Below are 12,227 nucleotides of genomic sequence, written 5' to 3'. Positions count from 1 at the left end.
AACTGGGCGCCGGTCAGTCGCGGCCTTCGACGATGCGGAAGTCGCGCTCGAAGCCGTCGGGGAGTTCGGCCAGCGCCTGCTGGTAGGCCGCGCTCGCGCGGGTGGCGACCGCCTGGTCGAAGCTGTCGAACTCGATCAGGACGACGCGGTCGGCGATGCCGGCTTCGTGTGCCTCGACCCGGCCTCCGATGCCGGCGAGCAACCGCCCGCCCCCGGCCGCGACGGCTGGGCCGGCCAGTTTGTTGTAGGCCTCGAGCCTTTCGGGGTCCTCGATGGTGGGGTAGACGCTGACCCAGTAGCCCTTGGGCATGAGAACCTCCAGTGTTGGGATGAGTGGAACTGACGCCGTCAGCGCCTCACTTTGCGCCGCGCAGGCGGGTCGCCGCTCCCGCCCTCCCGGGCGAGGCGCATGATCGAACATACGCCGACCCACAGGAGGAATCGTGTCTGTCGAGACCACTCGGATCGTGCTGGCGTCCCGTCCGGTCGGTGCGCCGCAGCCGGAGAACTTTCGCACCGAGACCGTCGAATTGCCCGCGCCCGGTGACGGTCAGGCGCTGCTGCAAACGCTGTATCTGTCGCTGGATCCGTATATGCGCGGGCGGATGAGTGACGCACCGTCGTATGCGCCGCCGGTGGCGATCGGCGCGACGATGGTCGGCGCCACCGTGTCCAGGGTGCTCGAGTCGCGCGACAGTGCGGTGCGGCCCGGCGATATCGTGCTCGGGTACGGGGGCTGGCAGACGCATTCGCTGGAATCGGCGGCGTATCTGCGCAAGCTCGATCCGGACAAGGCGCCGGTCACCACGGCCCTCGGTGTGCTGGGGATGCCGGGGTTCACCGCGTACTCGGGGCTGCGCAATATCGGTAAGCCGCAGGCGGGGGAGACGTTGGTGGTCGCGGCGGCGACGGGGCCGGTGGGTTCGGCGGTCGGGCAGATCGCGAAACTCGAGGGGGCCCGGACGGTCGGCATCGCGGGCGGGCCGGAGAAGGTGCGGCTGCTGACCGAGAAGTTCGGTTTCGACGCCGCGATCGATCACCGCGCCGACGACTTCGCCGAGCAGCTGGCCGCCGCCACCCCGGACGGCATCGACGTCTATTTCGAGAATGTCGGCGGCGCGGTCCTGGACGCGGTGCTGCCGCGGCTCAACAGCTTCGCCAGGATTCCGGTCTGCGGACTCGCCGCGGCCTACAACGCGACCGAACTGCCGCCAGGCCCCGACCGGCTCGGCCTGCTCATGGGGCTGATCCTGCGCAAGAGCCTCACCGTGCGCGGGTTCATCCAGACCGAATTCGCGCCGACCCAGATGGGGGAGTTCCTCGACCAGGCCACCGGATGGGTCGCGGACGGTCGCCTCGCCTATCTGGAGGACATCGTGGACGGCCTCGAGCAGGCCGTTCCGGCGTTCCAAGGTCTACTGGTCGGCAAGAACGTGGGGAAGCTGCTGGTGCGCGTCGCGCACTGACCGGAAGCGGTCGGGCGCTGCGGGCAGCCCACGGCCCGCGCGGTAGCATCCGGGGGCTCGGCGGGCGATGAGGAAACCGGTGAAATTCCGGTGCGGTCGCGCCACTGTGAACAGCCAGACCCTCTCCGGCGAGCGCTAACCCGCTGGGCGCGTCACCCGAGGAAGGTCTCACCCGTGATCCTGCTGCTGTCCACCTCCGACACCGATCTGCTGAGCGCGCGCGCCAGCGGCGCCGACTACCGGTGGGGCAACCCGGCGCGACTGCTGGTGGAGGATCTGCCCGCCCTGCTCGACGGCGCCGACCTCGTCATCGTGCGCATCCTCGGCGGCAAACGGGCCTGGGAAGAGGGGCTCGAGGCGGTCCGGGCCAGCGGTGTGCCGATGGTCGCGCTCGGCGGTGAACTGGCGCCCGACGCCGAGCTGATGGAGTGCTCGACCGTGCCCGCCGGTGTCGCCGCCGACGCGCACAACTACCTCGCCGCCGGAGGTCCGCAGAATCTGCGGCAGCTGCACAACTTCCTGTCCGACACCGTGCTGCTCACCGGCCACGGCTTCGAGCCGCCGGTCCAGCTGCCCAGCTGGGGCGAGCTCGAACGCGACGCCGCCGACGTCGACGGCCCAACGGTCGCGGTCGTCTACTACCGGGCCCAGCATTTGGCCGGCAATACCGCCTACATCGACGCGCTGTGTACCGCCATCGAAGAGGCAGGCGCGCGCCCGCTGCCGCTGTACTGTGCCTCGCTGCGCACCGCCGAGCCCGAACTGCTGAACACCCTGCGCACCGCCGACGCCCTGGTCGTGACCGTGCTGGCCGCGGGCGGCACCAAGCCGGCGACCGCGTCGGCCGGCGGTGACGACGAAGCCTGGGATGTCGGCGCGCTCGCCGAACTCGACGTGCCGATCTTGCAGGGCCTGTGCCTGACCACCGGCCGCGAACAGTGGGAAGCCAACGACGACGGCCTCTCGCCGCTGGATGTGGCAACGCAGGTGGCGGTCCCCGAATTCGACGGCCGCATCATCACCGTGCCGTTCTCGTTCAAGGAATTCGACGCCGACGGCCTGTCCACCTACGTCCCGGACCCGGAGCGGGCCGCCCGGGTCGCGGGCATCGCGACCAGGCACGCGCGCCTGCGACACATTCCCGCCGAGCGCAAGCGCCTGGCGATCATGCTCTCGGCCTACCCCACCAAGCACGCCCGCATCGGCAATGCCGTCGGCCTCGATACCCCCGCCAGCGCGATCCGGCTGCTCAACGAATTGCGCGGCGCCGGTTACGATCTCGGCGATCCGATTGAGGTACCCGGACTCGGCGAGGAAGATGGTGACGCCCTGATCCACGCCCTCATCGCCGCCGGCGGTCAGGATCCGGACTGGCTCACCGCCGAACAACTCGAGGGCAACCCGATCCGCATCGGCGCCGCCACCTACACCGCCTGGTTCGACAGCCTGCCGGAGGACCTGCGCGAGGCAGTCGTCGAGGCCTGGGGGCCGCCGCCGGGCGAGTTGTATGTGGACCGTTCCGGCGATCCGGCGGGCGAAATCGTCATCGCCGCCTTGCGTTTCGGCAATATCGTGCTGATGGTGCAGCCGCCGCGCGGATTCGGCGAGAACCCGGTGGCCATCTACCACGACCCCGATCTGCCGCCGAGCCACCACTACCTGGCCGCCTACCGCTGGCTCTCGGCGCCGGAGTCGGCGGGCGGATTCGGCGCGGACGCCATGGTGCATCTGGGTAAGCACGGCAACCTGGAATGGCTGCCCGGCAAGACCCTCGGTATGTCCGCCTCCTGCGGCACCGACGCCGCCCTGGGCGATCTGCCGCTGATCTACCCGTTCCTGGTCAACGATCCCGGTGAGGGCACCCAGGCCAAGCGCCGCGCCCACGCCACCCTGGTCGACCACCTGATCCCGCCGATGGCGCGCGCCGAAAGCTACGGCGACATCTCGCGACTGGAGCAGTTGCTCGACGAGCACGCCAATATCTCCGCACTCGACCCGGCCAAACTGCCCGCCATTCGCCAGCAGATCTGGACGCTCATGCGCGCGGCGAAGATGGACCACGACCTCGGCCTGGCCGAGCGGCCCGACGAAGAGTCCTTCGACGACATGCTGCTGCACGTCGACGGCTGGCTGTGCGAGATCAAGGACGTGCAGATCCGCGACGGCCTGCACGTACTCGGCCAGGCACCCGAGGGCGAGATGGAGCTGGACCTGGTGCTGGCCATGCTGCGCGCCCGTCAGCTGTGGGGCGGCGAGCAGAACGTGCCGGGACTGCGGGAAGCGCTGGGGCTCAGCGAAGCCGGTGACGAAGCCCGCGTGCGGGTCGACGTGGTGGAGGCTCGTGCACGTGAACTGCTCGCGGCATTGCAGGCCGAGAACTGGTCGGTGGACGCGGTCGAGCCGTTGGTGAACGACTTCGCGACCGCGATTGTCGCGGGGGGAACCGATGATGCGACCGATCGCGCCGGTTCGGATGCGGGCGACAGCACTGCGAACAACACCCTGGTCGCCGACGCCGCGGGCGAGCCGGATGCTCGTACGGCGGGCGTCGGCGGCGCGGCGGATGCCGGCATCCCGACCGACCAGGTCGCCGCTTCGCAAAGTGGTGGCGTCGCCGTCGGTGGGCGCGTAGCGGCGGTGAAGTCCGTCCTGCGCTTCGCCGCGACCGAGGTGGTGCCACGCCTGCGGGAGACCGGCGTCGAAATCGCCCGCGTCCTGCACGCTCTCAACGGCGGTTTCATCCCCGCTGGTCCGAGCGGCTCGCCGCTGCGCGGCCTGATCAACGTCCTGCCCACCGGCCGTAACTTCTACTCCGTCGACCCGAAGGCCGTCCCGTCGCGGCTGGCCTGGGAGACCGGCCAGGCGATGGCCGATTCGCTGCTCGAGCGCTATCTGGCCGATCACGGCGAATACCCACGCTCGGTGGGCCTTTCGGTGTGGGGCACCTCCGCCATGCGCACCTCCGGTGACGACATCGCCGAAGCGCTGGCGCTGCTCGGGGTGCGGCCGGTGTGGGATGAGGCCAGTCGCCGGGTCACCACTCTGGAGGTGATTTCGCCCGATGAACTCGGTCGTCCGCGCATCGACGTCACCGTCCGCATCTCGGGCTTCTTCCGCGACGCGTTCCCGCACGTACTGGCCCTGCTCGACGACGCGGTCCGCCTGGTGGCCGCCCTCGACGAACCCGTCGAGTCGAACTACGTGCGCGCTCACGCCGAGGCCGACCTCGCCGAGCACGGAGACGAACGCCGCGCCACCACCCGTATCTTCGGTTCCAAACCCGGCACCTACGGCGCGGGCCTGCTGCAACTCATCGACTCCAAGAGCTGGCGCACCGACGACGACCTCGCGCAGGTGTACACCACGTGGGGCGGCTACGCCTACGGCCGCGACCTCGACGGCGCTCCCGCCGCCGACGATATGCGTACCGCCTACCGGCGAATCACCGTGGCCGCCAAGAACACCGACACCCGCGAGCACGATATCGCCGACTCCGACGACTATTTCCAGTTCCACGGCGGCATGGTCGCCACCGTGCGCGCGTTGACCGGCAAGAACCCCGAGGCCTACATCGGTGACAGCACCCGCCCCGACGCGGTGCGCACTCGCACTCTGTCCGAGGAAACCTCGCGGGTTTTCCGGGCGCGCGTGGTGAACCCGCGCTGGCTCGAGGCCATGCGCAGGCACGGTTACAAGGGCGCCTTCGAGATGGCGGCCACGGTGGATTACCTGTTCGGCTACGACGCCACCACCGACGTGGTCGCGGACTGGATGTATGAGAAGCTCGCCGAAAGCTACGTCTTCGACGAGGTCAACCGCCAGTTCATGCAGCAGTCCAATCCATGGGCGCTGCACGGTATCGCCGAACGCCTGCTCGAGGCGGCCGAGCGCAAACTCTGGGATGCGCCGGAGCAGCAGACACTGGATCGCCTGCGCCAGATCTACCTGGAGACCGAGGGCGAGCTGGAGTAAGCGACCGGACGCGATGTCGCCCGGTCCCTACGCCTGCGGACGTAGCCACGGATTCGTTTCCGGGCGGATGTCCTGGTCCGGCGGCGCGCCTAGCGTTTTCGGCATGACCTGGAACGACCTGGCAACCAGCAAGTACGCGCTGCTCACCACTTATAAGAAGGACGGCACGCCGGTGGGGACGCCGGTCTGGGTGGCACCTGACGGCGACCGCATCCTGATCTGGACTACACGGGAATCGTGGAAGGTCCGGCGGATGCGACGCGATCCGCGGGTGCTGTTGCAGGAATGCGACAACCGCGGCCGCACCGTCGGCACCGAGGTGCACACCGGCACCGCGACGATCCTGGACGCCGACGGTACCCGGCACGTCCGCGACACGGTGGCGAGCAAGTACGGCGTCCTCGGCGCCCTTGCCATTCGCGGCCATCGGCTGCTGCGTGGCGCAGAGGCGTCGGTAGGTATCGCGATTGCCGAACGCGGCTCCTGAGCGGTATCAGGCCGATTCGGCCAGAGCGGCGGACGTCCACGTGGCCGCGAGCTCGTCCAGCGGCAGCTCGAGTACCTGACTCAACGCCACGACCGTGCCGAACGCGGGGGAGGGCAGGCGGCCGGTTTCGATCTTGCGCAGGGTCTCCGGGGAGATGCCCGCGGCGCGCGCCACGTCGGCGAGATCGCGGCCGGCGCGCGCGGTACGCAAGCGGGCGCCGAGGCGGCGACCGGCCTCCACCTGGGCGGGAGTCAGGGGCAGACGAACCATGCCGACCACCCTACGGCTGGTATTTAAATACCGCAATCTGGTATTAAAATACCGAAGATGTCGATGTGGAGGTTGTGATGGTCGAGTTGAAGTCGCCCGAGGAGATCGAGCGCATGGCGGTGACCGGGCGGTTCGTCGCCGAGACCCTGGCCGAGCTGCGCGAGCGCGCGGCCGTCGGGGTGAATCTGCTGGATCTCGAGGCGGTGGTGCGTGAGCGGATCCGGCAGCGTGGTGCGCAGTCGTGCTACTGGGATTACGCGCCGTCGTTCGGGCGCGGGCCGTTCCGCAATACCGTGTGCCTGTCGGTGAACGACGCTGTGCTGCACGGTCTTCCGTTCGACTACGCATTGCGCGACGGCGATGTGCTGACGATGGATCTCGCCGTCTCCATCGACGGCTGGGTCGCCGATGCGGCGACCACCGTGGTCGTCGGTATCGCCGCCGAGGAGGACCTTCGGCTGGTGCGGGCGACCGAGGAAGCCCTGGAAGCGGCCATCGAGGTGGCGCGGCCGGGCAATCGGATGGGTGACATATCCGCCGCCATCTCGGCGGTCGCCGCCGCCTACGGATACCCGGTCAACAACGAATTCGGCGGGCACGGGCTCGGGCGCACCATGCACGAAGACCCGCACGTGTCCAACGTGGGTCGGGCCGGCCGTGGCTTCCCGCTGCGGCCGGGGCTGACCATCGCCATCGAGCCTTGGTTCGCGCGCACCACCGACCGTATTGTCACCGATCCCGATGGGTGGACGATCCGATCGGCCGATGGTTCACGCACCGCGCATTCCGAGCACACTATCGCCGTCACCGAGAACGGGCCGCGAGTGCTGACCCTGGCCGCCTGATCGCAGGCGGCTCACTGCCTTTCGTCGAGCCACTCCCGCAGGGCCTCGCTCGCATTCGCGTCGGCCGCGATGGCGGAGCGCTCGTCGTCGGTGAGCGGGACCGCGCGCATCTCGTCGCGACAGGCGGCCGCTCGCTGCTCGTCGCCGGCCGCCACGGCGATCTCGGCGAGCGCGGCCCAGGCTCGGGCGAGGTCAATGGCGGGTGCGGTCGTTCGATACCGGCCGATACCGACTTCCAATACCCGGGCAGCGGCTTGGTCGTCGGTTTTGAAATCGCGCAGGATGCGTGCGTTGTCGAGTACCCGGGTCAATCCGGACAGTTCGGGGGAACCGCCGTATTCGGTCTTCGGTGGCTCGTCGTGCTGGATATAGATGATCGAATTGCCGTCCGGGTCTACCAGGGTGAATCGGGACTGGCCCGGGCGGAATCGGGTGATGCGCGGCCGGCCTTTCGCGGGCACCTTTCCGAAGTGGGCGCGCAGCGCTGCGGTGAATTCCTTGTGCCGTCCGGCGATATCGTCGACCATTACCAAGCAGCCGACCCATTCCTCTGGGAAATCGCCCTCGCGCGGCGGGGAGGTGAAATGCAGGGCGCAACCATTCGCCTCGATCGCGCCGTAGACGTAGGGGCGGGTCTGTTCGTGGGTGACGGTGTAGCCGAGGGCCCGATAGAACTCGAGGGTTCGGGTGAGGTCGCTGGTCAGAAGTACGGGGACGGGGGTGTCGTCCATTCGGGAACCTCCGTAATCAAGTTTGACTACCAGACTCTAGGGCTCGTCGGATGTAGAAGTCAAACTTGAGTACCGCCTTGCCGACGAAAGGGCCGAGCGGTATGCGCTCGGCCCGGAGACCTCCTCTTCTGGCTTTCACCTGCGGAGAGGGTGGTTGTCGATCGGTCAGACCCCCGCGCCAATGGCTCCACCGATCGCGGCCCCGATTGCGCAGCCGATGATGACGCCGGCCGGGAAGAAGAACCACCACAGGAGCACGATGCCCACGACGCAGCCGATGGCAATGCCCGCGGCGATGGTTCCGGCATTGCCGATCGATTGCAACGCGACCGGCTCGGCTGTCATCGCTTCAGGTGCCGGCCCCGCTGTCGGGGTCAGGGTCAGCACGGTGCCGCTCCGGTCGACAGCCGGAGTCACCTCGAAACTTTGACCTGCTTCCATGCGCAGAGTTGTCGGAATCGCGCCGACGACCGTGCCGTCACTGGCTCTGACGGTGATCGCGCCGGGTGTCATCTCGAAGGTGCCCGAGGTCAACGCGACCGTTGCGCTGGAATGGTCGGCGGCCATGGTCATCGTATAGGCGACCGGTCCGCTGGCCGACGTGAAACTGGGTCCTGCTGCCACTCCTGCCTGGCCCTGTGCGGTGGCAGTGGCTATACCGGTGGCGGCGATGGCCATAATCGCCGTGGCCACCAATTTCCTGATAAACATCGTTGTTCCATTCATGGTGCCGATATCCAATGGCGTCCCCCCGACGAACGTCAGTGGATACGAATAATTGTCGCGCTCGCGCCAGGAATCGTCTATACTGCGCGATTCCCTCGAGCTACTTTGTAAACAATCAATTCTCGGCGATAGGAAGAATTGTGAAATCGCCGGTATTCGATTCGGCGGCGACCTTCGCGTGTATTGATTCGACCGTTTTCGGGGGCGGCTGCACAGACCTGAGGTCAAGTTTGACTACCATGCGGGGTAAGCGGCTCGGCGGCGGGAACGCCGAACCCCGGAAGGAGTCCGATGTCGACGGTGCGGCTGTTGGTGCTCGGCGTGATGCGCAGGCAGCAACCCACCCATGGGTACGCGGTGCGGCAGGAGCTGCTGTCCTGGCGGGCCGACACCTGGACCAACGTCAAACCGGGTTCGATCTATCACGCGCTCAAACAGCTGACTCAGGAAGGCAAGCTGCGGGCCCTTGGCACGGAGGGCAGCAGCCACGGGCCCGGCCGGACGATATTCGAACTTACCGCAGCCGGCGAGGACGAATTCCGCACCCTCATGGACGCGGCCCTCGTGAGCATTGATATGGAGGAACTCGGTGCGGCCATCGCCTTCATGGACGCCCTGCCGCGCGCGTACGTGATCGCCAAACTCCGCGAACAACGCAGGCGCAGCCGAGAGGTGCGCGACGACCTGCTCGCGATGGTCCCGGATTTCCCCGGCCGATACTCCGCGCCGCATGCGACCGACCTGCTGGAACTGTGGAGCGGGGTGTTCGAGAACCTGTTCGGTTGGACCTCCGGTGTGCTGGCCCGGCTGGAGGCGGGGGAGTACCGCATGGCCGACGACGGGTGATCGGCGCGTGCATCGCCTACGGTTGGCCGTATGAGCGATGCGCGCACAGCTGTCGAAAAGGCCGACTACGTTCTGCTGACCACCTTCCGCAAGGACGGCACCCCGGTGCCCACGCCGCTGTGGGCCGCAGCGGACGACGGCAAGATCTTCGTCTGGACGGTCACCGACAGCTGGAAGGTCAAGCGCCTGCGCCGCAACCCCGCGGTCACCCTGCAACCGTGCAATGCCAAAGGCACTCCGCACGGCGCCGCCATCGACGGCACCGCCCGCATCCTCGACGCCGACGAGACCGAGCATGTCCGCCGGCTGCTGCGCAAGAAGTACTTCCTGCTCGGACCGCTGGTGATCCTCGGCAGCAATCTGCGCCGCGGCAAATCCGGCACCATCGGCATCGAGATCACCCCCGCGAGCTGACCTCCGGGGCGGCCGGAACCTGTCCCGTCGTGGACCAGTCGACCGCGAGCTCACCCTTCTCGGCCAGCACCCGCTCCCACCAATCCCGGTGCGCGACATACCAGGCCACCGTCGCGGCGATCCCGGCTTCGAACTCGTGCGAGGGCTGCCAGCCGAGCTGGGTTTCCAGCTTGGCGGGGTCGATGAGATATCTGTGGTCGTGATTCGGCCGATCCGGGATATGCGCGATCCAGTCACCGGGATCGAGCCCCAGCTCGGTGACGATGCGGCGCGCCAGGTCGAGATTGCTGACCTCGTGCCGAGCGCTGATGTCGAAGATCGGCAGCAGTCCGGGATCGGTGCCCGCGGCGTCGGGGACCGGCCCGAGGTCGGCGTGCAGCACCCGGTGCACCGCATCGCAGTGATCAGCGACATGCAACCAGTCCCGCCGCTGCAACCCGTCGCCGTAGACAGGCACCTTGCGCCCGCGCAGCACGTTCGTGACCGCGAGCGGGATGAGCTTCTCCGGCAGCTGATACGGGCCGTAATTGTTGGCGCAGTGCGTCATCCGGATATCGAGATCCGGGTAGGTGCACATGTAGGCCCGCACGATCTGATCACCGGCCGCCTTCGCCGCCGAGTAGGGCGTCTTGGCATTGAGCGGGCTGCGCTCGGTGAACGACGCCTCCTGCGCGGGCAACTCCCCGTACACCTCGATCGTCGAGACGTGCAGATGGGTCCGCACACCGGCCCGCCGACTGCATTCGGCCAGCACCTGCGCGCCCAACGCATTGCTGCGCATGAACGCGGACGGGTCGATGATCGCGCGGTCGTTATGCGATTCGGCCGCGAAATTCACCACGTACTCCGGCGCGTATCGCCGGTAGAGCGCTGCCATCGCGGTGGCGTCGGCGATATCGGCCCGTTCGAAGACGATGCGATCGCGAACCGGGTCGAGGTTGGCGAGATTGCTCGCGAAGCCGAGGTGATCCACCGCGACGATCTCGGCGCGGGGCTCCCACTGGGCCAGCAGGTGGACGTAATTGGCGCCGATGAAGCCGGCCGCGCCGGTCACGAGGTAGACCGGGGCCATTACGTCGCCTGGCTGACCGAGGACATGTGGAAGTCGGGGATGCGCAGGGGTGGCATGGCTGTGCGGGTGAACCAGTCCTTCCATTCGCGGGGGAGGGTGAGGGTGGTGGCGCCGGCTTCGGTGGTGCGGCGCAGTAGGTCGAGCGGGCTTTCGTTGAAGCGGAAGTTGTTGACCGCGGCGGTGACCCGGCCGTTTTCGATCAGATACACCCCGTCGCGGGTCAGCCCCGTCAGCAGCAGGGTGGCCGGGTCGACCTCGCGGATGTACCAGAGCGTGGTGAGCAGCAGACCGCGTTCGGTGCGCGCGATCATGTCCTCGAGTGTGGCGTCCGAACCGCCGGTGAGTAGCAGGTTCTCGCCGGGAACCGTGGTGGGGGCATCGAATTCGGCGGCGGTGGCGCGCGGATAGACCAGCGATTCGATGACGCCCTCGCGCAACCAGTCCACCCGCTGCGCCGCCAGTCCGTTGTCGAACACCGACAGCGCCTCCGACGATGCCGGTGTGGCCACGAAGGGACGATATTCGAGGCCGCTCGCGCTCGGATCGGAATACAGGGTGAGCGGAAGGTCGGTGAGCCGCTCACCGATGCGGGTACCGCCGGGCGCCGACAACGCGGTGTGGCCCTCGTGCGCGCCGCGGCCCTCCATCGTCCACGCCAGATAGATCATCAGATCCGCGACCGCCGAGGGCGGCAGCAACGTCTCGTACCGTCCGGCCGGCAGCTCCACCCGCCGCGCCGACCAGTCCAACCGGCGCGACAGCTCGGCCAGCAGCCCCGGGGTGTCCACGTCGGTGAAATCGCTGGTGCCCACGCCCACCCAGGCACTGGCCAGATCGGCGCCGGTGCCGCGTTTGCCGTTGATCTCCACCGAACCGGTGGGCTGCACATAGCGTCGCCGCAGGCCGGTGGAGGTACCGAGCCAGGTGGTGTGCATCTGATGGTGGGCGAAACCGTAGAGGGTGTCGGTACCGTCGAACCCGTGCGCCAGGTCGGCGGCCAGCCCGGTGAAGACCTCGATCCCGGTCTGCCCGGGCTCACCGGCCCACTCGTCGGCCTCGCCGAAATCGCCCGGCTCGAGCAGCGGCATCGCGTCGCGGGCCGGCTCGGCGGTGCGCGCCGCCTGTTCGCTGGCCCGCACCACTGCCTCGATGTCGGCGCCGTCCACGCTGGTGGCGGTGACGCTGCCGACGCGCGCGAGGTTCGGCCCCTCCCGCAACACCGACACCACCGCCCACTGCCGCGACACCGATGACCCATTGGTGGTCATCGAATTACCCGCCCAGCGCAGCGACGCCTCGTGCGCGTCGGTGACGATGACCATCGCCTCATCGGCCTTCGACAGCCCCAGCGCCTGTTCGACTACCGCCCCACCGGGCACAATCGCCGCGCCGGTCCCG

The 12,227-nt window shown here is 68.2% G+C and carries 12 protein-coding genes and 1 riboswitch; of the genes, 6 read left to right on the top strand and 6 right to left on the bottom strand.

Annotation, left to right across the window (positions count from 1 at the left end):
• Positions 1–13 precede the first annotated feature (13 nt).
• Complete coding sequence (locus tag NOCYR_RS16450; RefSeq protein ID WP_014351523.1) at positions 14–310, bottom strand: DUF1330 domain-containing protein; 297 nt, start codon at positions 308–310, stop codon at positions 14–16.
• A 133-nt stretch (positions 311–443) separates the two neighbouring features.
• Here NOCYR_RS16450 and NOCYR_RS16445 point away from each other — a divergent pair, with 133 nt between their 5' ends.
• The 3 genes from NOCYR_RS16445 (at position 444) to NOCYR_RS16435 (ending at position 5,925) form a co-directional block, all read left to right on the top strand.
• A complete protein-coding gene (locus NOCYR_RS16445; protein WP_014351522.1) occupies positions 444–1,466 on the top strand; it encodes an NADP-dependent oxidoreductase in 1,023 nt (340 codons plus the stop codon).
• A gap of 34 nt (positions 1,467–1,500) precedes the next feature.
• A riboswitch (cobalamin riboswitch) is annotated at positions 1,501–1,610 on the top strand.
• A 30-nt stretch (positions 1,611–1,640) separates the two neighbouring features.
• On the top strand, positions 1,641–5,438 hold the full coding sequence (cobN, locus tag NOCYR_RS16440; RefSeq protein WP_014351521.1) for a cobaltochelatase subunit CobN: 3,798 nt from the start codon (positions 1,641–1,643) through the stop codon (positions 5,436–5,438).
• 103 nt (positions 5,439–5,541) lie between these two features.
• Positions 5,542–5,925: a PPOX class F420-dependent oxidoreductase gene (locus NOCYR_RS16435; protein WP_014351520.1), complete on the top strand. Its 384-nt coding sequence runs from the start codon at positions 5,542–5,544 to the stop codon at positions 5,923–5,925.
• Positions 5,926–5,931: 6 nt separating this feature from the next.
• Here NOCYR_RS16435 and NOCYR_RS16430 read toward each other — a convergent pair whose 3' ends face one another.
• Positions 5,932–6,195, bottom strand: coding sequence for a helix-turn-helix transcriptional regulator (locus tag NOCYR_RS16430; RefSeq protein ID WP_014351519.1), 264 nt, complete (start codon positions 6,193–6,195; stop codon positions 5,932–5,934).
• A gap of 77 nt (positions 6,196–6,272) precedes the next feature.
• Between NOCYR_RS16430 and map the strand changes: the two genes are divergently transcribed.
• The gene (gene map, locus NOCYR_RS16425) at positions 6,273–7,040 is read left to right on the top strand and encodes a type I methionyl aminopeptidase (RefSeq protein WP_014351518.1); all 768 of its coding nucleotides are present in this window, start codon (positions 6,273–6,275) and stop codon (positions 7,038–7,040) included.
• A gap of 11 nt (positions 7,041–7,051) precedes the next feature.
• Here the strand turns inward: map and NOCYR_RS16420 are convergent, their stop codons facing one another.
• A complete protein-coding gene (locus NOCYR_RS16420) occupies positions 7,052–7,771 on the bottom strand; it encodes a glyoxalase (protein ID WP_014351517.1) in 720 nt (239 codons plus the stop codon).
• Positions 7,772–7,936: 165 nt separating this feature from the next.
• Entirely contained in the window at positions 7,937–8,512 is a 576-nt protein-coding gene (locus tag NOCYR_RS16415) for a hypothetical protein (RefSeq protein ID WP_231855940.1), read from the bottom strand.
• A 276-nt stretch (positions 8,513–8,788) separates the two neighbouring features.
• Between NOCYR_RS16415 and NOCYR_RS16410 the strand changes: the two genes are divergently transcribed.
• Together NOCYR_RS16410 and NOCYR_RS16405 are read left to right on the top strand one after the other, a co-directional pair.
• On the top strand, positions 8,789–9,343 hold the full coding sequence (locus tag NOCYR_RS16410) for a PadR family transcriptional regulator (protein WP_014351515.1): 555 nt from the start codon (positions 8,789–8,791) through the stop codon (positions 9,341–9,343).
• A 30-nt stretch (positions 9,344–9,373) separates the two neighbouring features.
• Entirely contained in the window at positions 9,374–9,757 is a 384-nt protein-coding gene (locus tag NOCYR_RS16405; protein WP_014351514.1) for a PPOX class F420-dependent oxidoreductase, read from the top strand.
• On the opposite strand, the gene NOCYR_RS16400 is transcribed toward NOCYR_RS16405, so the two are convergent.
• Both NOCYR_RS16400 and NOCYR_RS16395 read right to left on the bottom strand, forming a co-directional pair.
• Positions 9,741–10,829, bottom strand: coding sequence for a dTDP-glucose 4,6-dehydratase (locus NOCYR_RS16400; RefSeq protein WP_014351513.1), 1,089 nt, complete (start codon positions 10,827–10,829; stop codon positions 9,741–9,743). The two genes, NOCYR_RS16405 and NOCYR_RS16400, sit on opposite strands and share 17 nt — an antisense overlap.
• Positions 10,829–12,211: a metallopeptidase TldD-related protein gene (locus NOCYR_RS16395; protein WP_419538300.1), complete on the bottom strand. Its 1,383-nt coding sequence runs from the start codon at positions 12,209–12,211 to the stop codon at positions 10,829–10,831. Before NOCYR_RS16395 ends, NOCYR_RS16400 begins: the two co-directional genes overlap by 1 nt.
• Positions 12,212–12,227 lie beyond the last annotated feature (16 nt).

It is taken from the genome of Nocardia cyriacigeorgica GUH-2, assembly GCF_000284035.1.
GTDB lineage: Bacteria > Actinomycetota > Actinomycetes > Mycobacteriales > Mycobacteriaceae > Nocardia > Nocardia cyriacigeorgica_B.
This window is presented reverse-complemented; position numbering and strand designations above follow the sequence as displayed.

Excerpts from the sequence above, each read along its gene's own strand:
- NOCYR_RS16450 (WP_014351523.1), bottom strand. The coding sequence starts at position 310 with ATGCCCAAGGGCTACTGGGTCAGCGTCTACCCCACCATCGAGGACCCC.
- NOCYR_RS16435 (WP_014351520.1), top strand. The coding sequence starts at position 5,542 with ATGACCTGGAACGACCTGGCAACCAGCAAGTACGCGCTGCTCACCACT.
- NOCYR_RS16430 (WP_014351519.1), bottom strand. The coding sequence starts at position 6,195 with ATGGTTCGTCTGCCCCTGACTCCCGCCCAGGTGGAGGCCGGTCGCCGC.
- map (WP_014351518.1), top strand. The coding sequence starts at position 6,273 with ATGGTCGAGTTGAAGTCGCCCGAGGAGATCGAGCGCATGGCGGTGACC.
- NOCYR_RS16420 (WP_014351517.1), bottom strand. The coding sequence starts at position 7,771 with ATGGACGACACCCCCGTCCCCGTACTTCTGACCAGCGACCTCACCCGA.
- NOCYR_RS16410 (WP_014351515.1), top strand. The coding sequence starts at position 8,789 with ATGTCGACGGTGCGGCTGTTGGTGCTCGGCGTGATGCGCAGGCAGCAA.
- NOCYR_RS16405 (WP_014351514.1), top strand. The coding sequence starts at position 9,374 with ATGAGCGATGCGCGCACAGCTGTCGAAAAGGCCGACTACGTTCTGCTG.
- NOCYR_RS16400 (WP_014351513.1), bottom strand. The coding sequence starts at position 10,829 with ATGGCCCCGGTCTACCTCGTGACCGGCGCGGCCGGCTTCATCGGCGCC.